We start from the raw sequence: 24,284 nt of genomic DNA on the forward strand, positions 1-24,284 counted from the left end.
GAAAGGTGGCCGGATCGGGCCAGCGGTTGCCGGCGGACGCGAGCGGTCGTAAAAGCGGAAGAAGCGGTGCGGACGTGGCCTGTTGCAGGCCGGGTGATGCGTCAGAACCTGTTCATGTGCTGTTGCGAGCGGGCCTCGGCGGGGCGAAGCGCAGCACGGGAACCGGCATGTACGAAAGGTACATGAGGACGCCCGCAGCACCCTCGGGGTGTTCCGAGCAGCGCATGAGCCCCGGTCAGGGCCGCGCAGCAAGTGCGCGGCTCAGACGATGCCGAGCGCATCCTTGACCATGCGCAGGAAGCGCCGGCTCACCGGCACCGTCTGCCCGCCCTGGGTGACGATGTCGGCACCGCCGCCGTCGCCGAAGCGGATCTCGGCGATCCGCGCCGGGTTGACGAGATGCTGGCGGTGGCAGCGCAGCAGCGGCGTCTTGTCCTCGAGCGTTTTCAGCGTCAGCTCGGTGAAGTGCTCGTTGCCGTCGGCATCGACCAGATAGACGCCGCTCAGGCGCGACAGCGCGTATTCGACCGCGTCGACCTTGAGCAGGTACACGCGGTTGTGGCCGTAGCACGGCAGCTGCGTCAGCGGCGCATTGCCGCCGATCGCGCCGATCTGCTGCGACTGGCGCTCCTTCCTGAGCCGCGCCAGCGTCTTGGCCAGCCGGGCGGGTTCGACCGGCTTGAGCAGGTAGTCGAAGGCGTGTTCCTCGAAGGCCTGCACGGCGAACTCGTCGAAGGCGGTGACGAAGACGATGTAGGGCATGCGGTCGGGGTCGAGCATCGGCAGCAGCTGCAGGCCGGAAATCTGCGGCATCTGGATGTCGAGGAACACCACGTCCGGATGCAGCCGGTTGATCGCGGCGATGGCCTCGATCGCGTTGCCGGCCTGGCCGACGACCTGCAGGTCGGCCTCGGGGGCGAGCAGTTCGGCCAGCTCGTCGCGGGCCAGCGGTTCGTCGTCGACGATGAGGATCTTGATCATGGCGCGTGCTCCGGCTGCGTTGCCATCGGCAGGTGCAGGATGACGCGGGTGGCGAGCTCGGGCTCGCACTCGACGGCCACGCCGAAGCCCGCGCCGTAACGCGCCTTGATGCGCCGGTCGACGAGGTTCATGCCGAGCCCGTCGCCACCGGGCTTGGGGTGATACAGGCCGGCGTTGTCCTCGACCACCAAGCAGAGCGTATCGCCGCCGTCGCCGGCACGGGCATGGATGCGGACCCGTCCGTGGCCGAGCAGTTGCGAGGTGCCGTGCTTGATCGCGTTCTCGACGACGGGCTGCAGCGAAAACGCCGGCAGTTGCACCGCCAGAAAGCGCTCGGGCAGGTCGATCTCGACCTCGAGCCGGCCGGCGAAGCGCGCCAGTTCGATCTGCAGGTAGGCGTTCACGTGCTCGAGTTCGTCGGCCAGCGTGACCACATCGCTCGGGCGCTTGAGGTTCTTGCGGAAGAAGGTCGACAGGTACTGGATCAGCCGGCGCGCGTGGTCGGGGTCGCGGCGGATCACCGCGCTGATGGTGTTCAGCGCATTGAACAGGAAGTGCGGGTTCACCTGCGCGTGCAGCAGCTTGATCTCGGACTGCGCCAGCAGCTGCTGCTGCGCGTCGATGCGGCCGGCGAGGATCTGCCTTGAAAGCAGCTTGGCGATGCCCTCGCCGAGGGTGCGATTGAGCCTCGAGAACAGCTTGCGCTTGGGCTCGTACAGCTTGATCGTGCCGACGACGCGGTCGCCCTCGCCCTGCAAGGGGATCACCAGCGTCGAGCCGAGCGGGCAGTTGGGCCGGATCGAACAGCGGTAGGGCATGGCGTTGCCGTCGGCGAACACCACCTCGTTGCGGGCGATCGCCTCGAAGGTGTAGGCGGACGTGATCGGCGTGCCGGGCAGGTGGTGGTCGTCGCCGATGCCGATGAAGGCCAGCAGCTTGTCGCGGTCGGTGATCGCCACCGCGCCGACGCCGGTCTCCTCGTAGATGATCCGCGCGACCTTGGTGCTGTTCTCCTGGTTGAAGCCGTCGCGCAGCGCGCCTTCGGCACGGGCGGCGATCTTCAGCGCGCGCGACGAGAACGCGGTCGAGTACTTCTCGAACATCGCCCGCCGGTCGAGCAGGATGCGCATGAACATCGCGCTGCCGATGGTGTTGGCCACGAGCATCGGCAGCGCAATGTGTTCGACCAGCTGCGCCGCCATCGCGAACGGCCGGGCAACGGCGAGGATGATCAGCATCTGCATCACCTCGGCAAGCAGCGCGACGCCGCCGACCAGCAGGGGCCTGAACAGGATGTCGACGCGGCCGCGGCGGATCAGGTAGCGGTGCACCAGCCCGCCGATCAGCCCTTCGGTGACGGTCGAGATCATGCACGCGGTGGCCGTCGGCCCGCCGAGCGAATAGCGGTGCAGCCCGCCGGTGAACCCGACCGCCAGCCCCACCGACGGCCCGCCGAGCAGGCCGCCCAGCACCGCGCCGATCGCCCGGGTGTTGGCGATCGAATCGTCGATGTGCAGGCCGAAATAGGTGCCGAGGATGCAGAAGGTCGAGAAGATCAGATAACACGCCAGCTTGTGCGGCAGCCGGATCGTCACCTGCATCAGCGGGGTGAACAGCGGTGTTTTCGACAGCAGATAAGCGATCACGAGGTAAACGCACATCTGCTGCAACAGCAGCAGGACGAGATTGAACTGGTCGAAGATCATGCCGGGCCTTCCTGACGGCAGCGCCAATGCGTTTGCTACCGATTTTCGGCGGCATGGCGGGTATTTGCAGCTTTTTTCGGTTGTGCGGTCGCACGGTTTCGGGGCGCACGCGTGGCCGGTGCACCGCAATGCGTGCGGCGGAGAATTCTAGCGCCGGCGCGTCTTTCGTATGTAGTGCGCTGCAGAAAACTTCATGATTTCCTGATCTTGGACAAGTGATTCCTGCAAAAAAGTATCGGGGTCTGGCGGTTTTTGTGGTTGTTCGTATGTAGTCGAAAAAATTATGTTTCAGTGGCGCGCGGCCCGGAGCGTTCCGGAGCGCGGCAAGCAGGGCACCGTTTCGGGGCGAAGACCCCGGGCGAAGGCAGGACGGGCCGGACTGGATACGACACACGGAGCAAGCGATGACGACAATGGTTCTGCGCCCGGCCGGGCGCTGTGCAAGCGGGCTGCAGGCCGCCGCCGCCGGCCGGCTACGGGGAAAACCGGATTGGCGCTGCGACGGGGCCGTGGTTTATGGACGGTTGCGCCCGTCCGCCATGTCGACCATGGCCGGTCGGGGGTGATGCCGATGCGCGCCTGTGCACCGTCATCCGTTTTCCGTCAGTTTGCAGTGGGTCGTGCCGCCGGTGCTGCCGGCTGCGGGGAAAGGAGCAGCACCATGACCCCAGACCTTGAAGTCGTCGAACTGCAGGGCAATGAATCGTTCCGCGTCTGGTATCACGGCTATCCGTTCCGTACCGTGCGCTGGCACTACCACCCGGAATACGAGATCCAGCTGATCGCCGAAACCAGCGGCAAATACTTCGTCGGCGACTTCATCGGCGATTTCGCGCCGGGCAATCTGGTGATGACCGGGCCGAACCTGCCGCACAACTGGGTCAGCGAGTTGCCCGAGGGCCAGACCGTCGAGCGCCGCGGGCTGATCGTGCAGTTTCCGGCCGAATACATCAGTAACGGCATCGCCGCGTTTCCGGAGCTGGCGCACACGCAGAAGCTGCTGGCCGAATCGCAACGCGGTCTGGTGTTCTGCGAACACACTGCCGCTGCCGCCCGGCCGATCTTCGACGAACTGCTCGAAGCGCAGGGCTGCCGGCGCATCGTGCTGTTCCTGTCGCTGCTCGACCTGCTGGCGCGCTGCGAGCACCGCCAGCCGCTCGCCAGTGCCGAGTACCGCGCCGATCCGAAGCACTACATGTCGTCGACGATCAACCAGGTGCTGTCGTACATCGGCGAGAACCTCGCCAGCGATCTGCCCGAGGCCGATCTGGCCGAGCTGGCCGGGCAGAGCGTCAGCGCGTTCTCGCGCTACTTCCGCAAGCACACCGGGATGTCGGTCGTGCAGTGCATCAACCGGATGCGGATCAACCGGGCGTGCGAGCTGCTGACGAGCAGCGAGTTCACCGTCACCGAGATCTGCTTCCTCGTCGGCTTCAACAACGTGTCCAACTTCAACCGGCACTTCCTGGCGCAGAAGAACATGCCGCCATCGAAGTTCCGAAGTTGCCAGCAGCTGAACGCCGCCTGCCTCAGCGCCGCCTGACCGGCCGCTGAACTCCGAACCGAACAACCGATCCTGCGCGAAAAACGCGCCGGGAGGGGAGCGCTACATCGTGACATTCCTGGGCATAGACCTCGGCACTTCCGAAGTGAAGGCCATGCTGGTCGACGACGAACAGCGGCTGCTGGCCAGCGATGCCGTCCGGCTCGCCATTGCCAGCCCGCAAGCGCTGTGGTCCGAGCAGAGCCCGGACGAGTGGTGGCACGCCACGCTGAAGGCAATCGACCGGGTGCGCAGCGCCGCGCCCGATGCATTTGCCGCGCTGCGCGGCATCGGCCTCTCGGGGCAGATGCACGGCGCTGTGCTGCTCGACAAGCACCAGCGCGTGCTGCGGCCGGCCATCCTGTGGAACGATACCCGCGCTCACGCTGAGTGCATCGAGCTCGAAGCGCTGGTGCCGCAGTCGCGGCAGATCACCGGCAATCTGGCGATGCCCGGCTTCACCGCGCCCAAGCTCCTGTGGCTGCAGAAGTACGAGCCGGCGATCCGTGCCCGCGTCGACAAGGTGCTGCTGCCCAAGGACTACATCGCCTTCCGGCTGACCGGCGAATTCGTCTCGGAGATGTCCGACGCCGCCGGCACGCTGTGGCTCGACGTGGCCGGCCGTGACTGGTCCGACCGGATGCTGAACGCCACCGGGCTGGACCGCGCCAGCATGCCGCGGCTGGTCGAAGGTTCGCAGGCCGGTGCCGCGCTGCGGCCGGCGCTGGCGGCCGAATGGGGCATCGCCCACGAAGTCGTCGTGGCCGGCGGCGCCGGTGACAACGCAGCGGCGGCGGTCGGCATCGGCGCGGTGTCCCCGGGAGATGCCTTCATCTCGCTCGGCACGTCGGGCGTGATGTTCGTTGCCAACGAACGCTTTCTGCCGAATCCGGCACAGGCCGTGCACGCTTTCTGCCACGCGCTGCCGCAGCGCTGGCACCAGATGAGCGTGATGCTCTCGGCCGCCGCCAGCCTGACGTGGGCGTCGCAGCTGACGCAGACGCCGGTCGGCGATCTGGCCGGGCTGGCGCAGCGTGCCGATGCCGCCCGCGCGCCGCTGTTCCTGCCTTACCTGAACGGCGAACGCACGCCGCACAACAATGCCCGCGCCAGCGGCACGCTGCTCGGCCTGAGCGGCACCAGCGACCGCGCCGCCGTCGGCTACGCGGTGATGGAGGGCGTCGCCTTCGGCCTGGCCGACGGCTATGCCGCGCTGGCGGCGACCGGCAGCCGCGTCGGGACCGCGTCCTTCGTCGGCGGCGGTTCGAAAAGCCGCTTCTGGGGCGAACTGATCGCCAGCGCCACCGGTATCACGCTGCTGCGCCACGCCAACGGCGATTTCGGCGGCGCGTTCGGCGCGGCCCGGCTTGCCCGGCTGGCGGTGGGCGGTGAAGCGGTCGAGGCCGTCTGCACCGTGCCGCCGGTGGCCGAAGCGATCCGCCCGAATCCCGAAATGGCCGCGTTGCTGCACGCGCGGCACGACCGGTTCCGCCGTGCCTACGCGGCGCTGGAACCCGAATTCGCCCGGGCCTGAGGCCCGCCGACCAACCGAGAGAAGGAGAGCGCCAGACACGGCCCTGTTGAACCGAACCGGCCGCGCCATGAGCGTCGGTGCATTCCCGTAGTCCCTTTGTGATGAGAGATCTGGAGATCGCCATGTACCACTCGAACCGTTTTCTGAACCTGACCGTCAAGACCCTCGCCGCCGGCCTCTGTGCCGCTGCCATCGCCGCACCAGTGCAGGCTGCGCCGCTGAAGATCGGCATGTCGTTCCAGGAGCTGAACAACCCGTACTTCGTGACCATGAAGGAAGCGCTGGAGCAGGCCGCCGGCTCGATGGGCGCGCAGGTCGTGATCACCGACGCCCGCCACGACGTCTCGAAGCAGATCAGCGACGTCGAAGACATGGTGCAGAAGAAGATCGACATCCTGCTGCTGAACCCGACCGATTCGGTCGGCATCCAGAACGCGGTGAAGTCGGCCAAGAAGGCCGGTGTCGTCACCGTCGCCGTCGACGCGCAGGCACAGGGACCGATCGACTCCTTCGTCGGCTCGAAGAACTACGACGCCGGCGTGATGGCCTGCGACTACCTTGCCAAGAACATCGGCAGCAGCGGCGACGTGGCGATCCTCGACGGCATCCCGGTCGTGCCGATCCTCGAACGCGTGCGCGGCTGCAAGGCGGCGCTGGCCAAGTACCCGGGCATCAAGATCGTCTCGGTGCAGAACGGCAAGCAGGAACGCGCCACCGCGCTGACGGTGACCGAGAACATCCTGCAGGCCAATCCGAAGCTCAAGGGCATCTTCAGCGTCAACGACACCGGTTCGCTCGGTGCGCTGTCGGCGATCGAAGCCTCGGGCAAGGACGTGAAGCTGACCAGCGTCGACGGTGCGCCGGACGCGATCAAGGCACTGCAGAAACCGAACTCGAAGTTCATCGCCACCAGTGCGCAGTATCCGCGTGATCAGGTCCGCCTGGCGCTGGCGATCGCGATGGCGAAGAAGTGGGGCGCCAACGTCCCGGCCACGGTGCCGGTCGACGTGAAGCTGATCGACAAGGCCGGCGCCAAGACTTTTAGCTGGTAAGACGCTGTCCGTGATCCGGTTTGCTGTGTGGCGGATCACGGACCGGTTTGCAGATGTAGCTGCGTCCGGGGACTGATGCCCGGGCGCGCCAACCCTCCCAAGGGGGGACGATGAGTCAAAGCCACAATCAAACCATCCTGACGCTGGAACACATCTCGAAGTCGTTCCCGGGCGTGAAGGCGCTGCAGGACATCCACCTGTCGGTGAACCGCGGCGAAGTGCATGCGCTGCTCGGCGAGAACGGTGCCGGCAAGTCGACGCTGATGAAGATCCTCTGCGGCATTCACCAGCCCGACGAAGGCCGCATCGTGTTCGATGGCGCCGAGCGGCATTTCGAGCGCTACAACGACGCGATTGCCGCCGGCATCGGCATCATTTTCCAGGAGTTCAGTCTGATTCCGGACCTGAACGCCGTCGAGAACATCTTCCTCGGCCGCGAGCGGACCAACCGGGCCGGGCTGCTGAGCAAGGCCGAAATGCGCCATCGCGCGGCGATGATTTTCGACCGTCTCGGCATCGACATCGACCTGACCGTGCCGGTGCGGCACCTGTCGGTCGCCGAGCAGCAGTTCGTCGAGATCGCCAAGGCGCTGTCGCTGAATGCCAAGGTGCTGGTGCTCGACGAGCCGACCGCGACGCTGACGCCGAGCGAGGCCGAGCACCTGTTCTCGATCATGCGCGAACTCAAGGCGCACGACGTGGCGATGATCTTCATCTCGCACCACATGGAAGAGATCTTCGCCGTCTGCGACCGCATCACCGTGCTGCGCGACGGCCAGTACGTCGGCACGACCGACGTCGCGACGACCGATGTCGACGCGCTGGTCGAGATGATGGTCGGCCGCCGGCTCGAGCAGAGCTTTCCGCCCAAACCGGCGCGCAACCGCGACGCCCGCAAGGTGCTCGAAGTGCGCGCGCTGCAGCGCTACAAGCACGATCCGGTCAACCGCTTCGACCTGCACGAGGGCGAGATCCTCGGTTTTGCCGGCCTCGTCGGTTCGGGCCGGACCGAGCTGGCACGCGCGGTGATCGGCGCCGATCCGGCGCACCGCAAGGAGGTGTGGCTGAACGGCGTGCCGGTGAAGCTGAACAACGCCGGTGACGCGCTGGCGCAGGGCATCGGCCTGCTGCCCGAGAGCCGCAAGACCGAGGGGCTGATTCTCGACTTCTCGATCCGCGACAACATCTCGATCAACAACCTCGGCAAGTACCAGCGTGTCGGGCCGCTGATCGACCAGGGGCTCGAAGGCCGCACCACGGTCGACGTGATGCGCCAGGTCGGCGTCAAGGCGCCGGGGCCGGGCACGCGCGTCGGCACGCTGTCGGGCGGCAACCAGCAAAAGGTCGTGATCGCGCGGTGGCTCAACCACCACTGCAAGATCCTGATCTTCGACGAGCCGACCCGCGGCATCGACGTCGGCGCCAAGGCCGAAATCTACAACCTGATGCGCCGGCTCACGGCGCAGGGCTACGCGATCATCATGATCTCGTCGGAGCTGCCGGAAATCGTCGGCATGTGCGACCGGGTCGCGGTGTTCAAACAGGGCGCCATCGTCACCGTACTGGAAGACGACGCCATTGAATCGAACGAGGTAATGCGCCATGCAACCGCAGGTTCTCACCATGAATTCGCCTGACACCGCCAAGGCGGCGCCGGGCTTCGCCACCCGCTACAAGCGCTTCAGCCAGTCGCCGGTGTTCTTTCCGCTGATCGGCCTCGTGCTCGTCTGCATCGCCATGACGCTGACGACCGAGCATTTCTTCGACCCGGACAACCTCGTCAACATCGCCCGCCAGGTGTCGGTGAACGCGATCATCGCCGTTGGCATGACCTGCGCCATCCTCTCCGGCGGCATCGACTTGTCGGTCGGCGCGGTGATGGCGCTGGCCGGTACGCTGATGGCCGGGCTGATGGTCGGCGGCATGCCGCCCGAAGCGGCGATCGCCATCGGCCTCGGCGTCGGCCTGCTGTTCGGCGTCGCCAACGGCTTCTTCGTCGCCTACGCCGGCATGCCGCCGATCATCGTCACGCTGGCGACGATGGGTATCGCCCGCGGCATCGCGCTGATCTATACCGGCGGCTACCCGATCGACGGGCTGCCGGACTGGTTCGCCTTCTTCGGCAGCGGCAAGGTGCTGGGGCTGCAGGCGCCGGTGCTGATCATGCTACTGGTGTTCGTTGCCGCCTACGTGCTGCTCGACCACACCCCGGTCGGCCGCTACATCTACGCGATCGGCGGCAACGAGGAGGCGACCCGGCTCTCCGGCGTGCGCGTGCCGCGCTACAAGCTGCTGGTCTACGGCTTGTCGGGCCTGACCGCGTCGATTGCCGGTCTGGTGCTGACCTCGAGGCTGATGTCCGGCCAGCCCAACGCCGGCGTGTCGTTCGAGCTCGACGCGATCGCCGCGGTGGTGATGGGCGGCACGGCGATCTCGGGCGGCCGTGGTTCCATCGTCGGCACGCTGATCGGCGCGGTGATGCTGGGCGTGCTCAACAACGGGCTGAACATGATGGGCGTGTCGCCCTACGTCCAGAACATCATCAAGGGCGTGATCATCCTGCTGGCGATCTATATCAGCCGCGAGCGAACCAAACGCCGCTAGCGACCGCCAGCACGCCGCGAATCCTGCGTTGCACGCGCTTGCCGTACCCGAATGTACTGTCAGCGCGCGTACGCCTTGCCTTCGCAGCGTGCTGACGGCCGCTGAGTCCCCGGCCCTTTAACCCAGTCGTGCACACCGATGCCGGCGGCAAAACCGCCCGGCAGGGGGCGCTGCACGCCGCGAATTCCACCTGCTTCACCTTTCTTTTGGAGCGCACCATGAGCAAGTACCAGTATCACGAAGTCGACATGAACGCCGTCGTCTGCCACGGCCCGAAGGACTACCGCTACCAGAAGGTCCGCCGCCCCAAGGCCGGTGCGCGCGAGCTGGTCATCAAGATCGACGCCTGCGGCATCTGCGCCAGCGACTGCAAGTGCCATTCGGGCGCGGCGATGTTCTGGGGCAGCAACAGCACCGAGAGCTGGGTCAAGCCGCCGGTGGTGCCGGGGCACGAGTTCTTCGGCACCGTGGTCGAGGTTGGCGACGGCGCCGACGAACACTTCGGCTGCAAGGCCGGCGAGCGCGTGATCGCCGAGCAGATCGTCCCGTGCGAGAAGTGCCGCTTCTGCAAGAGCGGCAAGTACTGGATGTGCGAGGTTCACAACATCTTCGGCTTCCAGCGCGAAGTCGCCGAAGGCGGCATGTCCGACTACATGCGCCTGCCATCGAACGCCGTCGTCCACAAAATTCCGGATTCGGTATCGCTCGAGGACGCAGCGATCATCGAGCCGCTGGCGTGCGCGGTGCACACAGTCAACCGCGGCGACATCCAGCTCGACGACGTGGTGGTGATCGCCGGCGCGGGCCCGATCGGGCTGATGATGGTGCAGGTCGCCAGACTGAAAACGCCGAAGAAGCTGGTCGTCATCGATCTGGTGCGCGAGCGGCTCGATCTGGCGCTGCAGTTCGGTGCCGACGTGGTGATCGATCCGTCGAAGGAAGACGCCAAGGCCATCGTCGATGCGCTGACCAACGGCTACGGCTGCGATGTCTACATCGAGGCGACCGGCGCGCCGATCGGCGTCAACCAGGGCCTGAGCCTGATCCGCAAGCTCGGCCGTTTCGTCGAGTTCTCGGTGTTCGGCAAGGAAACCACTGCCGACTGGTCGATCATCGGCGACCGCAAGGAGCTGGACATCCGCGGCGCCCACCTTGGCCCGTACTGCTACCCGATCGCGATCGACCTGCTCGACCGCGGCCTCGTGACGTCGAAGGGCATCGTTACCCACAAGTACACGCTGGAAGAGTGGGACACCGCGATCAAGGTGGCCGATTCGCTTGACTCGATCAAGGTGCTGCTGACCCCCAATGCGGGCTGACGCCGCAAGCCTGCTGGCGGCGTTGCGCTCGCTGGTCGTACTGCTTGTACTGCCTACATTTCGCGCGCCTTGCCAGCACAGTTGCTCTGGATTTTGCTTCCGGCTTATCTAACGTTCAGCCCGCCCTCGGACGGGCATGAAGGACTCCCATGGCTTATGTGATCGGTGTCGACATCGGCACCCAGAGTACCAAGGCGCTGCTGGTCGATGCCGGCGGTGCCATCATTGCCCAGCACGCGCAGGGCTATCAGGTCGACACGCCCCGGCCACTGTGGGCCGAGCAGTGGCCGCAGGTCTGGTTCGATGCGGTGTGCGAATGCGTACGGCAGGTGATGGCCAAGAGCGCAGTGCCGCCGGCGAGCGTGCGCGCAATCTGCGTCAGCAGCCTGTACGGCGGCTCGGGCATTCCGGTCGACGCGGACATGAACCCGCTGCACCCGTGCCTGATCTGGATGGACCGGCGCGCCGGCGACGAGGTCGAGCGGGTGAAGACCGGGGTCGACCTAGAGCGGCTGTACGACCTCACCGGCAACGGCGTCGACAGCTATTACGGCTACACCAAGATGCTGTGGCTCAAGCATCAGCGGCCCGAAGTCTGGGCGAAAACGCGCTACCTGCTGCCGCCGAACAGCTACGTGAACTACCTGCTGACCGGCGAGGTCGCCGTCGACCACAGCTCGGCTGGCAACATCGGCGGCGTCTACGACATCCGGGCGCGGACGTGGTCGGCCGAGGCGATGGCGATGCTCGGCATTCCGGCGGCCATGATGCCGGAGCGGCTGGTGCACAGCAGCGACGTGGTCGGCGGGTTGCTGCCGCAATGGGCCGATGCGCTCGGGCTGGCGGCCGGTACGCCGGTGATCGCCGGTGGCGTCGACGCGGCGGTGGCGACGTTCGCCGCCGGCGTCGTCAAGGCCGGCGACCATGTGGCGATGATCGGCACCAGCATGTGCTGGGGCTATCTGAACAAGGACGTCGACGCCCGTCACGGCCTGATCAGCATGCCGCACGTCTACAACGGCGAGCGCGACAACTACATCTTCGGCGGCGCGATCACCGCCGGTGCATCGGTCAGCTGGTTCCGCGACGCGTTCTGCCAGACCGAGATCGCCGAGGGCAGGGCGCAGGGCGTCGATCCGCACGTGCTGCTCGAGCAGCGTGCGCAGGCGGTGCCGGCCGGGGCAGACGGCGTGCTGTTCCTGCCCTATCTGATGGGCGAGCGCAGCCCGGTCTGGGATGCCAAGGCCAGCGGGGCCTTCGTCGGGCTGTCGCTGTTCCACAGTCGCGCCCATCTGTATCGCGCAGTGCTCGAAGGCGTGACCTTCGCGCTCAAACACAATATGGAGGCCGGCGCCCGCGGCGCCGAACGGCTGGACGAGCGCCTGATCGTCGTCGGCGGCGCCGCACATTCGGATCTGTGGATGCAGATCATTGCCGACATCACCGGCTACCCGGTTTACACCATCGTCGAGGAAGTCGAGGCGGCGCTCGGTGCGGCACTGCTCGCGGCAGTCGGCACCGGCATGGTTGGCGCGGCGGATGCCGAGCGCGGCTGGGTGACGCTGGCCGAACGCGCCCGGCCAGAGCCGCAGGCGTGGGCGCGTTACCAGAAGCTGTACGACCTGTACTGCGATCTCTATCCCAGCCTGAAGCCGGTGATGCACGGGCTGGCTTCGATCTGACCCTTTCTTTTGTGTGCCGGCTCGGTCCGGCCTTTCTTGGAATTTTGCAATGAACCTGTTTCCCGACCTGAACGGCAAACACATCCTTGTCACCGGCGCTGCCAGCGGCATCGGTCTGGCCATTGCACAGCGGCTGGTGCAGGCCGGTGCCCACGTGATCGCCGGTGTGCGCAAGCCGCAGGATGCCGAGCGGCTGCGCCGCGACGAAGGCTTCGAGCCGCTGCTGCTCGATGTCGGCGATCTGGCGTCGGTCGGCAGTGCGCTGAACGATCTGCGGCCGCTCGACGGCCTCGTCAACTGCGCCGGCATCGCCTCGCTCGAAGGCTGCCTAGAGCTTGACCCGGCCGAGTTCGACCGGGTGATGGCGGTCAACGCACGTGGTGCGGCGCTGGTGGCCAAGCACGTGGCCAAGGCCATGGTCGCCGCCAGCAGGCGCGGTGCCATCGTCAACGTCTCGAGCCAGGCCGCGCTGATCGCGCTGGATTCGCACCTGAGCTACTGCGCATCGAAGGCGGCGCTCGACGCGATCACGCGGGTGATGGCGCTCGAACTCGGCCCGCTCGGCATCCGTGTCAACAGCGTCAACCCGACGGTGACGCTGACGCCGATGGCGGTGGCAGCATGGAGCGATCCGGCCAAGCGCGATCCGGCGCTGGCGGCGATCCCGCTCGGCCGCTTCGCCGAACCGGTCGAGGTTGCCGACCCGGTGCTGTTCCTGCTCAGCGACGCGGCGGCGATGATCACCGGCGTCAGCCTGGCCGTCGATGGCGGTTATACCTGCCGCTGATGGCAAAAAAAGAGGGGCAGGCCGTGGCCTGCCCCTGTGAGCGTACTGCGTCTAAGAGATCCTGGCCGCAATATGCCCGTTCTGAATGACCGCCGTGTGTCAGCCCGGTGCGAGCAGCCGTCGCAGCGGCGTCGGAATGCCGGCGGCCAGCGCTTCGTCGCGGCCGAACCAGCGCAGCGTGTCGTTGTCGGCCAGCGCGGTCGCGCCAAGCAGTGCCGCCGGTTGCGGCGTGATCGTCAGTTTGAAGTGGGTGAACACGTGGACGAAGTCGGGCTGCGCCGGTTCGAGTGCAACCGCGAGCCCCAGCGCGTCGGCGCAATGGCGTTCGGCACCGAGCGTGTCGGCCGTTTCGGGCAGGCTCCACAGCCCGCCCCAGATGCCGGTCGGCGGGCGCTTCTGCAGCAGCAGCCGGCCCTTGTCGTCGCGGATCAGCAGCATCACCGTGCGGCGCTCGGGCACCGCCTTCTTCGGTTTCGGTGTCGGCAGCTCGGCCTGGCGGCCGGTGATCCGCGCGATGCAGTCGCTCGCGACCGGACAGGCGAGGCATGCAGGCTTCTTCGGCGTGCACACGGTTGCGCCGAGGTCCATCTGTGCCTGCGTGTACGCGGGCATGTCGGCGGCAACCGGCAGCAGGCTGTCGGCCAGCGCCCACAGCCGGTTCTCGATCGCCTTCTGGCCGGGAAAACCGTCGATGCCGGCCCAGCGCGCCAGTACGCGCTTGACGTTGCCGTCGAGGATCGCCGCGCGGGTGCTGAACGAGAACGCGGCGATCGCCGCGGCGGTCGAGCGGCCGATGCCGGGCAGCGTTTCGATCTCGGCCGGCGCGTGCGGAAACACGCCACCGAAATCGGCCATCACCGCCTGCGCCGCCTTGTGCAGATTGCGCGCGCGGCTGTAGTAGCCGAGGCCGCTCCACAGCGCGAGCACGTCGTCGAGCGGCGCGGCGGCCAGACTGGCAATGTCCGGGAAGCGGGCGAGAAAGCGCTGGTAGTAGTCGATGACCGTGGTCACCTGCGTCTGCTGCAGCATGATTTCCGACAGCCAGACGCGGTATGGGTCGGCAACCTGCCACGGCAGGTCGTGCCGGCCGTGGTCGCGCTGCCAGCCGACCAGCCGGGTGGCGAACGCACTCATTGCCGGGCCTTGGCCGGCTTGGCGGGCGCCTTGGGGGCGGGTTTGGCGGCCGGCTTGGCCGTCTTGCGCTGCGCCGCCTTCTCGGCTGCGGCCTTCCGGGCCAGTTCGGCCTCGTGCGCCCTGGCCTTCGCCGCTTCCTCGGCCTTCTGCCGCTCGAGCAACTGGTGCTTCAGCGCGGCGTAGTCGACGTGATAGCTCGGCGCGGCGATCGGCCCGGTGAGTTCGATCGGCAGGATCAGCCCGGCCAGACCCTTGAGTTCGGGCACGTCGGGGTTGGCGCCGGCCTTGAGCTTGTAGTCGAGCCGCCCCTCGCCGAGATCCATGCTGCCGCTGCCGGCCAGCCGCAGCACGCCGGCGCGGACCAGCAGGTCGTTGTTGGTCGCGACGCCGTGCTTGAGCTGCAGCGTGGCATTCAGCTCCGAAAAGCGCGTCCGGGCTTCGAGGTTGGGCAACTGGGTGACTTCGCCGTTCATCGCCTTGATCTGGCGGCTGGCGGTGCGCAGCAGCGCCTCGATGTCGATGCCGCGGACCGAGCCCTTGGACAACTGGACGCGCACGTCGCCGCCGGCGGTCTTGCGCAGGTCGGCGAGCCGGTCGCCGACGGCGCTGACGTCGAGGTCGAGGTGGCCGCGTCCCTCGAAGCGCGAGGTGTCGAGCAGGTCGGTCAGCAGCATGTTGATGTTCATGTTCGACAGCTTCTGCGTCGCGTGCCAGCGCGGCTTGCCGCGACCGTTGTCGATTTCGAGTCGGCCGGAGAGCTGGCCGCCGTAGACATTGGCGGCGAGCGGGTCGAGTACGAGCTTGCGGCTCCTGGCGGTCAGGCCGAGGGCGATGTCGTTGAAGTGCAGCTTGTTCATCGTCAGCTGGCCGATCTTCAACTGGCCCTGCGCGTCGAGCCGGTCCAGCCACTGGAAGGCCATCGGCGTTGTCGCCGAGACGCCCTTGGCGCCGGCGGCAACCGCCGGCAGATAGGGTGTCAGGTCGAGCTGGGCCAGATCGACGTCGAAGCCGTAGTGCGGCGTGATGAAGTCGTCGACGTTGAACAGCGCCTTGACCGGCGAGTGATCGAGCGTCCCCCGGCTTTCGAGCCGGATCGTCTCGTTGCGCAGGTTCAGCGCGGCGGTGCCGGCCAGCGCGAACGGAATCGCGCCGCGCGGCAGCGCCTTGTTGCCGTACTGGCCGGCGAGCTGGTAGCTCGGCAGCCGCGCCAGCGTGCCGCTGTAAAGCTCGAGCGGGCTGACGAAGTTCAGCGCCAGCGTCTGCTGCTGCGTGATCAGCTCGACGTTGATCCGCGCCTGGTCGGCGCGCATCAGTCCCTGCAGCGTCCCCGACAGCTGCGGCACCGAGACGCCGGCGGCGAAGCGGCCGCGCGGCCCCTGCATCCGCAGCGCCAGTTTCGGCCGGTCGAGCTGCATCGTGCTCTCGGTGACCTTGAGCGCCGGCAGGTTCAGTTCGCCCTGCCAGTCCTGCACGCCGCGGCGGCCGTGTCCGGTGATCTTCAGCTCGCCGCCGGCGAGCCGCAGCGGTTGCCAGCCGTAGACGAGGTTGCCGACGGCGGTCAGCCCGCTGGCTTCGATGTCGACGCCGGGCTTGCTCGGCCCCTGCTGCTTGAGCTCGAAGCGCAGGTCGGCGACCGACAACCGGCGCTCCGCCTCGGTGTAGCGCATCGCTGCGCCAACCTCGACGCTGCCGCGCCACCACGGGGTGGCGCCGTCGCCGATCTGCAACTGGCCGCCGGCCGTGAGCTTGCCGTTCTTCGGGTCGGCGAGGTTGTCGAGGCTGAAGTCGAGGCCCGACAAGGTGCCGTTGACGCCGACCAGCGCGTCGCGATAGACGAGCTTGGCCTGGTCGAAATGCAGCGCGTCGAGGCGGATGTCGACCTTGCGCGGGTGTGTCGGGTCGGCAAGCAGGTCTTCGAAGTTGTAGGTGCCGTCGGCAAAGCGCTCGATCGTCAGCTCGGGGCTGTCGATCTCGACCTGGTCGATCACCGGCTTGCCGCGCAGCAGCGGCCACAGCGCCAGCCGCACGCGCACGCGGTCGGCGTGCATGAAGCGGGTCTGGGTGTCGGGCTGGGTCAGCGTGACGTCGCCGAGCGTGAACGCCGGGCGGGGCAGCAGCACGAAGCGGGCATTGCCGGCAACGGTGAGCGTGCGGCGGGTCTCGGACGCGATCTGGCTGGCGAGCGTTTCGCGCAGCACGGTGGCTTCGACAAAGTACGGCACGATGCCGATCAGCAGCGTCAATCCGGCGATCAGAAGCAGAAAGATCCGGAATGGCCGCGAGTGGCGCAGGTCCATCGGGCGTAGTCTCCTGCGGCCCGTACCGCGAACCGGTCGCGCAAGGCGCGGTATCGGTGCTGGCAGGGTCGCATATTGTAGGGGCCGCCCCTGGCAAACCGGGTTGCGGCGCGCCGGCGTTAACAAACAGGCGCGTTTTGAAACGGCGAACGCCCGATTATCACTAAGACCCGTGGGAAATCAAAGTGCTAAGATTTGGCTCTCCCTCCGTCCGCTTGGCTTTCCCATGCACCAGACCGAAATCAAAGTCCGTGGCTACCATCTCGACCTGTACGGCCACGTCAACAATGCACGCTATCTCGAATTTCTCGAGGAAGCGCGCTGGGAAACGCTTGAAGCGCACGGCGACCTCGACTGGTTCATGCAGCGCCGGCTGGCGCTGGTCGTCAGCCGCATCGACATCCGCTACAAGCGCCCGGCGACGATGGGCGACGTGCTGCTGGTCGAAACCCGGTTGGACCGGCTCGACGAGCGCGCCGGCGTCATCGCCCAGCGCATCGTCCGCCAGGACAACGGCAAGCTCGTTGCCGAGGCCGACGTGACCTTCGCGGTGATCCACCCGGAAACACCGGGCGCGCTGAAGCTCGACGGCGAACTGGCCGAGCGGCTGGCGGTGCTGGCGGGAGTGGCGGCATGAAAAGGCTGCTGGCGATCGCGCTGATCGCGCTGCTGGCCGCCTGCGCCGGCGTGCCGACCTCGTACGAGAAACCGAAGGTGTCGGTTGCCGGGATCGCGATCAAGGACATCGGCCTGTTCGAGCAACGCTTTACCCTGACCCTGCGCGTGCAGAACCCGAACGACATCTCGGTGCCGGTGTCGGGGCTGAACGCCAAGCTCGAGGTCAACGGCAAGCCGGTGGCCGACGGCGTGTCGAACGCCAGCGTGACGATTCCGGCGCTCGGCGAGGCGACGGTGCCGGTCGACATCGTCAGCAACCTCGGCGGGCTGGCGCGGCTGCTCAAGCAGGGCAACGGCGCCGCGCCGTCGTACCGGCTGCACGGCAAGCTGTTCTCGCCGTGGCGGCCGGGCGGCATCGATTTCGACCAGAAGGGTGATCTGCCGGCGCTCGGCGAGATCCTGCCGGCCGGCGACGCGCCGAAGACCGGGACGTTCTGATGGGCGTGATCAGGGCGCTGCTGTGGGCGTCGCTGGTGCTGGTGTTCGTGGCGCTGGCGCTGCTCGCCGGCGTGTTCTTCGGCAAGCGGCTCGCCGATACCGATGCGGCGGCGCAGGACGCGCGCATCGCCGCGCTCGGCCGCGAGCTGTCGCAAAGCCGTGGCGAAGTTCACCGGCTCCGTGACGAACTGACGGCGATGGCCAGCCGGGCCGCCGCCGAGGCCTCCGCGGCCAGCACCGTCGTCGCGGCCGATGCCGTGCAAGCGGCGCCCGCCGTGGCGCCGGTTCGCGAGCCGGCGTATCGCCGCTTCGGCAACACGAGCTGCACGCTGTCGGTCGGCGGCGGCGGTGTCGACGACGATTGCGTCGAGTTGCGGCGCATCTCGGCGTCTCAGCCCAGCGGCAGGTAGGCGTCGAAGCGGGTGCTGTCCCCTAGGTAATCGAAGTTCGGTTTCAGTCCCGCCAGCCACGGCGCGAGCCGCGGCCGCTTGACCACGACACGCTGGCGGGCGATGCGCCTTGCCGGCGCGAGCAGCGCATCGGCATCCGGATCGCCGCCGATCAGCGCCTGGAACATCGCCATTTCCTTCTTCGACTTCGCGCGCTTGTCCGGCTCGGGAAACATCGGGTCGAGAAAGACCACGTCGAACGACTTTGCGTCGGCGTCGATCAGCCATTGCAGCGAATCGGCGTGGACCAGCGTCATCCGGCCGGCGATCTCCGCCGTTCCGGCATCCAGCGCCGCACGGCGCAAGCCGTCCTCGAGCAGCGCCGCGGCCACCGGGCTGCGCTCGATCAGCGTGACCGTACAGCCGAGGCTGGCGAGCACGAAGGCATCGCGCCCCTGGCCGGCGGTCGCGTCGAGCACGCCCGGATTCGCACCGCCCTTGAGCCCGACCGCCTTGGCGACCGGCTGGCCGCGGCCGCCGCCGAACTTGCGCCGGTGCGCCGCGGCGCCTTCAACAAAGTCGACGCAGACGCGCGCCTTGTCGCCGGCCTGCTGCAGCACCAGCCGGCCGTCCTCGAACGCCAGGTAGTGGCCGCCGGCCGGTGCGTCGTGCACCGGCGCAAAGCCGTAGCGCGCGGCCAGTTCGCCGGCGACGGTGTCACCGGCATTCAACAACATCTGCATTTCATGGAGCCTGTTCAAAGTCTTTTCGCGCCTGCGTTCGGCGTAGTACCGGTGGCGGGCAAGGCGCAAGTCGCGCCACGGTACGCGTACCGTAAGCGGCTTGCAACGCGGTACGCCGCCGGTAATGCACCGAACCCGCAGTGCCGGGCCGGAAAAAATCATCCACTGTGTTGCGACTCTTGCCAACAGGTGGTTATCGCCTGTATCGCACGTCTTATGCCTGACTTTTTTCCGGTTCGGCGCAGGCGTGAAAAGGCTTTGAATGGGCTCCTAATACTCCGGTGCCGGGGTCGGGATGGTCACCGGGCCGAAGTTTACCGGCTCGAAGCACGGCCGGTAACGGACGCGCGGCAGCCGCGCCGCCGGATCCTGCTTGTAGAACGCCTTGAGCTGCTCGTAGATGGCCGGGTAATGGTCGGTCAGCGCGTGCGGCGTCTCGAAGAAGTATTCGGAGAACACCGCGAAGCACTCGGCCGGGTTTTCGGCCGCATACAGGTCGATCGGGCTGTAGAGCTGGTGGTCGGCGCGGCGGCTCAGGTCGTCGAAGGCCAGCGAGAAACTGCGCTTCCAGCCGGCGTAGTCCATGCCCTTGTGCAGCGGCGGGCAGCCGTTGGCGTCGCCCGAGCGCATGTCGAGCTTGTGGGCGAACTCGTGGATGACGACGTTCCAGCCGTCGAGCCACGGCGATTCGGACACGTCGAGCCAGGACAGCAGCACCGGGCCGTCGCTGCGCGCCTGGCCGGCGAGTTCCTGCTCGAATTCGTGCACCAGGCCAATGTGGTCGGTATAGCGGTCGCGGCTGAGGAACTGCCCCGGGTAGACGATGACCTCGTGCCAGTCGTCGTAGGCGTCGAAGCCGAGATGGAGGATGGGCAGCACCGCCTGCGCCGCCAGCAGCACGCGCGCCGCGTCGGCGAGCTCCAGCCCGTTCACCGGGGTGATCGTCTTCTCGGCCAGAAACCACGCGGCGTGGTCGCGCAGGGTCAGCCGTTCGCTGTCGGACAAGCCGATGAACAGCGGCGCACGCATCACCTGCTGCCACAGCGCATCGGGAATCGGGTTGGCGGCCAGCAGTCTGGCGCGTTTGCGGGTCTTGAGAAAGCCGAACATGCGGTCTCCTTGTTTACCCGTTCAGATGGGCCCGGCAGAAATAGATTCAATGACCGGACGGCGCGTATCGACGGTCATCGGCCCGGCCGCAACGCTGGCGAGCCTCGCGCTTGTGGCCCGGCAGCCGCAACGGCAAGCTGCACCCACGCCGGCGCAAGGCCGGCGGAGCATCCGACAACAAGGCCGCAGGCCACAGGGAGAGACAAGATGAAGCTGCAACTCGTAAGCATGGCGCTGGCGACGGCCGCCGCAACCGGCAGCGCCGCCGGCCAAATCAATGTGGTGTGCCAGACCACCAAGGGCGCGATCGACATCGTCATCCGCCCGGAATGGAGTCCCAAGGGTGCGGAGCGCTTCCTGCAACTGGTCGACGCCGGCCACTTCAACCGCGTGCCGTTCTTCCGCTGCATCGACGGCGTGCTGTGCCAGTTCGGCTTTCCGCAATCGAAGGCCGCGGCAAAAAAATGGCCGGCGATCGCCGACGACCTAAAGCAGCCGGCACTGCGATCGTTCAAGCGCGGCTATATCAGCTTCGCCGGTGCTGGCACTAACTCCCGCACCGAACACCTGTTCATCACGCTGGGCGAAAAGGTCGAACACCTCGGCACCCAGCCGTGGGAAACACCGATCGGCTATGTGACACCTGCGTCGATGCAACAGACCGTCAGCCGTTTCAACATGAGCTACGGCGATATTCCGCCCTGGGGCAAGGGGCCGGATGTGCAGAAGCTGCAGGCACCGGGGGTGGCCGAGTATCTGAAACAGAACTACTCGGCGTTGGATTACATCCTGTCGTGCAAGCGGGGGTGAGGTTGGTTTTGCTTGGAGGGCTATTTAATGATTAAGCTAAGGGGCGGCGAAACACCGTCTCGGAGAACGAAGTTAGCGCTTTGAGCGAATTGTTATGCATCACTTACGCAGTGGTTTATGGGGGTGCGAATCGTCTCGCCATTTTTCATTTCTAAACGATATAAGCTGCAAGATGGGTAGATGTCTCGCAATAACTGCTTGATGATCAACTCCGTGTCTGGCGAAATTTTTGTCCCGAGAGTTACCGATTCTAGTTCATTAGGATGAAATTTGTAATCACCAAATTGTGAGTCTCCTTCATTTGGGCGCCACGTAATAGCTCGCCATTCTTGTTCGTATGCCCATTCAGATTTTTTTGTATAGCAAATAGCTCTCATCGTAGATTCTCTCAGCTGCTTGGTATCTCCATAAAGAAGAAAGTCAAGCCCCGCTCCAACTACTGGAGGGCTTTCAGAGTATCTTGTTTGTTTTGCTTCAAGAAATGGCGTAGACAACTCTGGAATGTGCCTAAATCCTAGAACACACCCCTTATGACCCTCGGCGTAATTTGCCCACATTGCATCGTTGCTGTGATTGGTTGTGAGACAAATTACCCGTGCAGTGGATAAGAGCGCGCTTCCGATAAAATCACGCAGGCCAGATGCTACATAGGTATCTGGGTCTTCATTTCTAGGTGTAGCAAGTGCGGCAATTATTTCTGCGTTAGGAATTTTTTGAATAATTAGCTCTCTTGTGATTCTAAGTAAGAGTCTTGCGGATGGAGAAAGGGTTGACTCGTCAATATTGGTTTTCTCAGTCGCTATTTTAAGCAGAGTTTCAGGGAATTCTTTAGAAGCTTCGGCAATCGTTGGCTCAAAGCGTGGCATGCGCTGGAACTCGGCCGGATCGTTGAAAAGCAATGGGCTTGACCATCTTAGGCGAGAGTTCTGTAAGACGATCAAAGCAGTGTTGGACGAGGTGTACTTATAGAGTTTTTCTGGGTGCGTCATGGTTTTAGTGTGGTGCATTACAGGGTAAATAAAGAAATAGGCGACATGTCCGATAACATCGACAGAATGCCAATTGCTTTCAGTATTGTTGCGAGTTTACACGTGCGCAGTGCCGAGGCATGCGGTAGCGAGGACGAGTGGTGCGAAATGCATCAAGGCCGCGCTTGTTGAGCGCGGCCTTGATGGGGCGGGTCTGCGGTTGTGCTTACTTCGCCGCCTGCATACTCAACTGCAACTCCTGCTGCGCGGCCGGGGTGAACGGGTGCAGGTGGGAGAGGAACTGCCGGCTGGCGGCGGCCCACGAGAAGCGTTCGGCGAAGCGGCGGACTTCGTTGCGGTCGATCTTCAATGCGGCAAGGCAGGCGGCCTGCAGGTCGTCCTGCAGCGCGCCGGGGCCGTCGTTGCCGATGACGTCGATCGGCCCGGTCACCGGGTAGGCGGCCACCGGGCAGCCGCAGGCCATGGCTTCGAGCAGGACGAGGCCGAAGGTGTCGGTGCGGCTCGGGAACACGAACACGTCGGCGGCGCTGTAGACCTCGGCGAGTTCGTCCTGGCTCAGCACGCCCAGCCAGTTGACGCCCGGGTACTTGGCCTTGAGCGCGGCGGCGGCGGGGCCGTCGCCGCAGACCCATTTGGAGCCGGGCAGGTCGAGTTCGAGGAAGGCTTCGACGTTCTTTTCGACCGCGACGCGGCCGACGTAGACGAAGATCGGCCGGCGCGTCTGCAGCTTGTCGCGCGTCACGGGCTTGAAGATGTCGAGGTCGACGCCGCGCGACCACATCACGGTCTTGGTGAAGCCGCGCGCCTTCAGGTCGTCGACGACGACGCGGGTCGGCGCCATCGTTGCTTCGGCGGCGTTGTGGAAGCGCGCCAGCCAGCGGTAGGTCCACGCCACCGGAATGCCGAAGCGCAGCTGCACGTATTCGGGGAAGCGCGAATGGTAGGCGGTGGTGAACGGCAGCTTGTGCCGGATGCAGTACTTGCGCGCGGCCAGGCCGAGCGGGCCTTCGGTGGCGATGTGGATCGCATCGGGGCGGAAGGCCTCGATCCGCGCGGCGATCTTCTTGCCCGGCCGCCACGAGAGGCGGATTTCCGGATAAGTCGGGCAGGGGAAGGTGGTGAAGTCCTGCGGCGTGATCAGCTCGACGCTGTGGCCGAGCTTTTCGAGTTCGCGCCGGGTCTGCTTGAGCGTGCGCACCACGCCGTTGACCTGCGGCTCCCATGCGTCGGTGACGATGAGGATGTTCATGCGGCAACCCTTTTTTCCGTGGAGAGATCGGTGCTGTGCTTGCCGACCGGCAAGGCTTGCGGCTGCAGGCTGTTGTCGGGCGCGGCGATCAGCCGGGGCGCCTGCTGTTCGGCGTAGAACTTCTGCCAGGTGATGATCTTCAGCTCGCCGGCGTGGGTCTCGACCAGCGCGGTCAGGCTTTCGACCCAGTCGCCGTCGTTGCAATAGAGCACGCCGTCGATCTCGCGCATCTCGGCCTTGTGGATGTGGCCGCAGATCACGCCGTCGACGCCGCGCGCCTTGGCCTCGGCGGCGACGGCCTCCTCGAACTTGCCGACGAAGCTCACCGCGGTCTTGACCTTGTGCTTGAGGTATTGCGACAGCGACCAGTAGCCGAGGCCGAGCCGCGCGCGCAGCCGGTTGAACCAGTAGTTGAGCCGCAGCGTGATGCCGTAGGCGCGGTCGCCGACGATGGCCAGCCACTTGGCGCACTGGACCACGCCGTCGAAACGGTCGCCGTGCAGGATCAGGAAGCGGCGGCCGTCGGCGGTGGTGTGGATCACCTCGTCCTCGATGCGGATGTCGCCGAACATCAGCCCGAGGAACTGCCGCGCGCCTTCGTCGTGGTTGCCGGGGATGTAGGTGACCTGCGTGCCCTTGCGCGCCTTGCGCAACACCTTCTGGATCACGTCGTTGTGGCTCTGTTTCCAGTACCAGCTGCGCTTGAGCGCCCAGCCGTCGATGATGTCGCCGACGAGATAGAGGTGCTCGCACTCGGCGTGCTTGAGGAAATCGAGCAGGTAGTCGGCCTGGCAACCGGCGGTGCCGAGGTGGACGTCGGAGATCCAGATACTGCGGAAAGCCAGCGGCGCGTCACTCATTCGATAGGCGTCTCTGCGATGGGTTGGGCCCATCGTGCGAGGCATGTGTGACGATGCCGTGACGCCGGTGCGTCAAATGCATGACACTGGCCGAAAGGCGGCCAGCCGCGCCGCCGCGCATCCGTCCGGCGCTTGCCGGCTGTTGCAAACTCGCGTCAAATCGCGGCCATGAACGCCAAGCACCGCCCCGACACCCCCTGCATTGCCGTCTGCTCGACCGGGCTCGGCGACGACGTCTGCCGCGGTTGCGGCCGCACCTATATCGAAGTCGCCAACTGGGTGTCGATGAGCGAGGCCGAGAAGGACGCCGTCTGGGTGCGGCTCGAGGCGCACTGGGCGGCGCAGGGGCTGACGCCGCCGTGGCTGGGCCGCTGACCGT

The 24,284-nt window shown here is 66.1% G+C and carries 22 protein-coding genes; 13 read left to right on the top strand and 9 right to left on the bottom strand.

Going from position 1 to position 24,284, the window contains the following annotated elements; genetic code table 11:
• Positions 1 to 261: 261 nt before the first annotated feature.
• Together btsR and BJP62_RS15040 are read right to left on the bottom strand one after the other, a co-directional pair.
• Positions 262 to 981, bottom strand: coding sequence for a two-component system response regulator BtsR (btsR, locus tag BJP62_RS15035; RefSeq protein ID WP_070530895.1), 720 nt, complete (start codon positions 979 to 981; stop codon positions 262 to 264).
• On the bottom strand, positions 978 to 2,687 hold the full coding sequence (locus BJP62_RS15040; protein ID WP_070530896.1) for a sensor histidine kinase: 1,710 nt from the start codon (positions 2,685 to 2,687) through the stop codon (positions 978 to 980). The genes btsR and BJP62_RS15040 overlap by 4 nt, the downstream gene beginning before the upstream one ends.
• A gap of 661 nt (positions 2,688 to 3,348) precedes the next feature.
• Here BJP62_RS15040 and BJP62_RS15045 point away from each other — a divergent pair.
• From BJP62_RS15045 to BJP62_RS15080, 8 genes are all read left to right on the top strand, one after another.
• On the top strand, positions 3,349 to 4,230 hold the full coding sequence (locus BJP62_RS15045; protein ID WP_070530898.1) for an AraC family transcriptional regulator: 882 nt from the start codon (positions 3,349 to 3,351) through the stop codon (positions 4,228 to 4,230).
• A 70-nt stretch (positions 4,231 to 4,300) separates the two neighbouring features.
• Positions 4,301 to 5,764: a xylulokinase gene (gene xylB, locus BJP62_RS15050; RefSeq protein ID WP_070530900.1), complete on the top strand. Its 1,464-nt coding sequence runs from the start codon at positions 4,301 to 4,303 to the stop codon at positions 5,762 to 5,764.
• A 122-nt stretch (positions 5,765 to 5,886) separates the two neighbouring features.
• Positions 5,887 to 6,816, top strand: a complete 930-nt coding sequence (locus tag BJP62_RS15055) for an ABC transporter substrate-binding protein (RefSeq protein WP_145927224.1) — start codon at positions 5,887 to 5,889, stop codon at positions 6,814 to 6,816.
• 110 nt (positions 6,817 to 6,926) lie between these two features.
• The gene (locus BJP62_RS15060) at positions 6,927 to 8,453 is read left to right on the top strand and encodes a sugar ABC transporter ATP-binding protein (RefSeq protein ID WP_070530904.1); all 1,527 of its coding nucleotides are present in this window, start codon (positions 6,927 to 6,929) and stop codon (positions 8,451 to 8,453) included.
• A complete protein-coding gene (locus BJP62_RS15065; RefSeq protein WP_070530905.1) occupies positions 8,440 to 9,420 on the top strand; it encodes an ABC transporter permease in 981 nt (326 codons plus the stop codon). Before BJP62_RS15060 ends, BJP62_RS15065 begins: the two co-directional genes overlap by 14 nt.
• A 218-nt stretch (positions 9,421 to 9,638) precedes the next feature.
• Positions 9,639 to 10,739 carry an alcohol dehydrogenase catalytic domain-containing protein gene (locus BJP62_RS15070; protein ID WP_070530907.1) on the top strand — a complete coding sequence of 367 codons (1,101 nt, stop codon included), beginning with the start codon at positions 9,639 to 9,641 and terminating at the stop codon, positions 10,737 to 10,739.
• A gap of 149 nt (positions 10,740 to 10,888) precedes the next feature.
• The gene (locus BJP62_RS15075) at positions 10,889 to 12,421 is read left to right on the top strand and encodes an FGGY-family carbohydrate kinase (RefSeq protein WP_070530908.1); all 1,533 of its coding nucleotides are present in this window, start codon (positions 10,889 to 10,891) and stop codon (positions 12,419 to 12,421) included.
• A gap of 49 nt (positions 12,422 to 12,470) precedes the next feature.
• Positions 12,471 to 13,208, top strand: a complete 738-nt coding sequence (locus BJP62_RS15080; RefSeq protein WP_070530910.1) for an SDR family oxidoreductase — start codon at positions 12,471 to 12,473, stop codon at positions 13,206 to 13,208.
• Positions 13,209 to 13,307: 99 nt separating this feature from the next.
• Here the strand turns inward: BJP62_RS15080 and mutY are convergent, their stop codons facing one another.
• Both mutY and BJP62_RS15090 read right to left on the bottom strand, forming a co-directional pair.
• Positions 13,308 to 14,342 carry an A/G-specific adenine glycosylase gene (gene mutY / locus BJP62_RS15085; RefSeq protein ID WP_070530912.1) on the bottom strand — a complete coding sequence of 345 codons (1,035 nt, stop codon included), beginning with the start codon at positions 14,340 to 14,342 and terminating at the stop codon, positions 13,308 to 13,310.
• Entirely contained in the window at positions 14,339 to 16,639 is a 2,301-nt protein-coding gene (locus tag BJP62_RS15090; RefSeq protein ID WP_070530914.1) for an AsmA family protein, read from the bottom strand. The genes mutY and BJP62_RS15090 overlap by 4 nt, the downstream gene beginning before the upstream one ends.
• A gap of 226 nt (positions 16,640 to 16,865) precedes the next feature.
• On the opposite strand from BJP62_RS15090, the gene BJP62_RS15095 reads away from it, so the two are divergent.
• Genes BJP62_RS15095 through BJP62_RS15105 form a run of 3 tightly spaced genes read left to right on the top strand, consistent with a single transcriptional unit; the run spans position 16,866 to position 18,165 of the window.
• The gene (locus BJP62_RS15095; RefSeq protein ID WP_070530916.1) at positions 16,866 to 17,276 is read left to right on the top strand and encodes a thioesterase family protein; all 411 of its coding nucleotides are present in this window, start codon (positions 16,866 to 16,868) and stop codon (positions 17,274 to 17,276) included.
• Positions 17,273 to 17,755, top strand: coding sequence for an LEA type 2 family protein (locus BJP62_RS15100; RefSeq protein WP_070530917.1), 483 nt, complete (start codon positions 17,273 to 17,275; stop codon positions 17,753 to 17,755). Before BJP62_RS15095 ends, BJP62_RS15100 begins: the two co-directional genes overlap by 4 nt.
• Positions 17,755 to 18,165, top strand: a complete 411-nt coding sequence (locus tag BJP62_RS15105) for a hypothetical protein (protein WP_070530919.1) — start codon at positions 17,755 to 17,757, stop codon at positions 18,163 to 18,165. The genes BJP62_RS15100 and BJP62_RS15105 overlap by 1 nt, the downstream gene beginning before the upstream one ends.
• On the opposite strand, the gene BJP62_RS15110 is transcribed toward BJP62_RS15105, so the two are convergent.
• On the bottom strand, positions 18,147 to 18,881 hold the full coding sequence (locus tag BJP62_RS15110) for a class I SAM-dependent methyltransferase (protein ID WP_145927226.1): 735 nt from the start codon (positions 18,879 to 18,881) through the stop codon (positions 18,147 to 18,149). The two genes, BJP62_RS15105 and BJP62_RS15110, sit on opposite strands and share 19 nt — an antisense overlap.
• 276 nt (positions 18,882 to 19,157) lie before the next feature.
• Positions 19,158 to 19,997 carry a zinc-dependent peptidase gene (locus tag BJP62_RS15115; RefSeq protein ID WP_070530922.1) on the bottom strand — a complete coding sequence of 280 codons (840 nt, stop codon included), beginning with the start codon at positions 19,995 to 19,997 and terminating at the stop codon, positions 19,158 to 19,160.
• 207 nt (positions 19,998 to 20,204) lie between these two features.
• Between BJP62_RS15115 and BJP62_RS15120 the strand changes: the two genes are divergently transcribed.
• On the top strand, positions 20,205 to 20,807 hold the full coding sequence (locus BJP62_RS15120; RefSeq protein ID WP_070530924.1) for a peptidylprolyl isomerase: 603 nt from the start codon (positions 20,205 to 20,207) through the stop codon (positions 20,805 to 20,807).
• Positions 20,808 to 20,899: 92 nt separating this feature from the next.
• Here BJP62_RS15120 and BJP62_RS18155 read toward each other — a convergent pair whose 3' ends face one another.
• From BJP62_RS18155 to BJP62_RS15130, 3 genes are all read right to left on the bottom strand, one after another.
• Positions 20,900 to 21,796 (bottom strand): DUF2971 domain-containing protein, encoded by an 897-nt coding sequence (locus BJP62_RS18155; protein WP_168163844.1) that lies wholly within the window; start codon positions 21,794 to 21,796, stop codon positions 20,900 to 20,902.
• A 205-nt stretch (positions 21,797 to 22,001) separates the two neighbouring features.
• Entirely contained in the window at positions 22,002 to 23,045 is a 1,044-nt protein-coding gene (locus BJP62_RS15125; protein ID WP_070530926.1) for a glycosyltransferase family 1 protein, read from the bottom strand.
• Positions 23,042 to 23,905, bottom strand: coding sequence for a UDP-2,3-diacylglucosamine diphosphatase (locus tag BJP62_RS15130; protein WP_070530928.1), 864 nt, complete (start codon positions 23,903 to 23,905; stop codon positions 23,042 to 23,044). Before BJP62_RS15130 ends, BJP62_RS15125 begins: the two co-directional genes overlap by 4 nt.
• A 168-nt stretch (positions 23,906 to 24,073) precedes the next feature.
• On the opposite strand from BJP62_RS15130, the gene BJP62_RS15135 reads away from it, so the two are divergent.
• Entirely contained in the window at positions 24,074 to 24,280 is a 207-nt protein-coding gene (locus BJP62_RS15135) for a DUF1289 domain-containing protein (protein ID WP_070530930.1), read from the top strand.
• The last annotated feature ends 4 nt before the right edge of the window (positions 24,281 to 24,284 follow it).

The sequence above is a fragment of the Jeongeupia sp. USM3 genome (genome assembly GCF_001808185.1).
Taxonomy (GTDB): domain Bacteria; phylum Pseudomonadota; class Gammaproteobacteria; order Burkholderiales; family Chitinibacteraceae; genus Jeongeupia.

Excerpts from the sequence above, each read along its gene's own strand:
- btsR (WP_070530895.1), bottom strand. The coding sequence starts at position 981 with ATGATCAAGATCCTCATCGTCGACGACGAACCGCTGGCCCGCGACGAG.
- BJP62_RS15040 (WP_070530896.1), bottom strand. The coding sequence starts at position 2,687 with ATGATCTTCGACCAGTTCAATCTCGTCCTGCTGCTGTTGCAGCAGATG.
- BJP62_RS15045 (WP_070530898.1), top strand. The coding sequence starts at position 3,349 with ATGACCCCAGACCTTGAAGTCGTCGAACTGCAGGGCAATGAATCGTTC.
- BJP62_RS15055 (WP_145927224.1), top strand. The coding sequence starts at position 5,887 with ATGTACCACTCGAACCGTTTTCTGAACCTGACCGTCAAGACCCTCGCC.
- BJP62_RS15060 (WP_070530904.1), top strand. The coding sequence starts at position 6,927 with ATGAGTCAAAGCCACAATCAAACCATCCTGACGCTGGAACACATCTCG.
- BJP62_RS15065 (WP_070530905.1), top strand. The coding sequence starts at position 8,440 with ATGAATTCGCCTGACACCGCCAAGGCGGCGCCGGGCTTCGCCACCCGC.
- BJP62_RS15070 (WP_070530907.1), top strand. The coding sequence starts at position 9,639 with ATGAGCAAGTACCAGTATCACGAAGTCGACATGAACGCCGTCGTCTGC.
- BJP62_RS15075 (WP_070530908.1), top strand. The coding sequence starts at position 10,889 with ATGGCTTATGTGATCGGTGTCGACATCGGCACCCAGAGTACCAAGGCG.
- BJP62_RS15080 (WP_070530910.1), top strand. The coding sequence starts at position 12,471 with ATGAACCTGTTTCCCGACCTGAACGGCAAACACATCCTTGTCACCGGC.
- mutY (WP_070530912.1), bottom strand. The coding sequence starts at position 14,342 with ATGAGTGCGTTCGCCACCCGGCTGGTCGGCTGGCAGCGCGACCACGGC.
- BJP62_RS15090 (WP_070530914.1), bottom strand. The coding sequence starts at position 16,639 with ATGGACCTGCGCCACTCGCGGCCATTCCGGATCTTTCTGCTTCTGATC.
- BJP62_RS15095 (WP_070530916.1), top strand. The coding sequence starts at position 16,866 with ATGCACCAGACCGAAATCAAAGTCCGTGGCTACCATCTCGACCTGTAC.
- BJP62_RS15100 (WP_070530917.1), top strand. The coding sequence starts at position 17,273 with ATGAAAAGGCTGCTGGCGATCGCGCTGATCGCGCTGCTGGCCGCCTGC.
- BJP62_RS15105 (WP_070530919.1), top strand. The coding sequence starts at position 17,755 with ATGGGCGTGATCAGGGCGCTGCTGTGGGCGTCGCTGGTGCTGGTGTTC.
- BJP62_RS15110 (WP_145927226.1), bottom strand. The coding sequence starts at position 18,881 with ATGTTGTTGAATGCCGGTGACACCGTCGCCGGCGAACTGGCCGCGCGC.
- BJP62_RS15115 (WP_070530922.1), bottom strand. The coding sequence starts at position 19,997 with ATGTTCGGCTTTCTCAAGACCCGCAAACGCGCCAGACTGCTGGCCGCC.
- BJP62_RS15120 (WP_070530924.1), top strand. The coding sequence starts at position 20,205 with ATGAAGCTGCAACTCGTAAGCATGGCGCTGGCGACGGCCGCCGCAACC.
- BJP62_RS18155 (WP_168163844.1), bottom strand. The coding sequence starts at position 21,796 with ATGACGCACCCAGAAAAACTCTATAAGTACACCTCGTCCAACACTGCT.
- BJP62_RS15125 (WP_070530926.1), bottom strand. The coding sequence starts at position 23,045 with ATGAACATCCTCATCGTCACCGACGCATGGGAGCCGCAGGTCAACGGC.
- BJP62_RS15130 (WP_070530928.1), bottom strand. The coding sequence starts at position 23,905 with ATGAGTGACGCGCCGCTGGCTTTCCGCAGTATCTGGATCTCCGACGTC.
- BJP62_RS15135 (WP_070530930.1), top strand. The coding sequence starts at position 24,074 with ATGAACGCCAAGCACCGCCCCGACACCCCCTGCATTGCCGTCTGCTCG.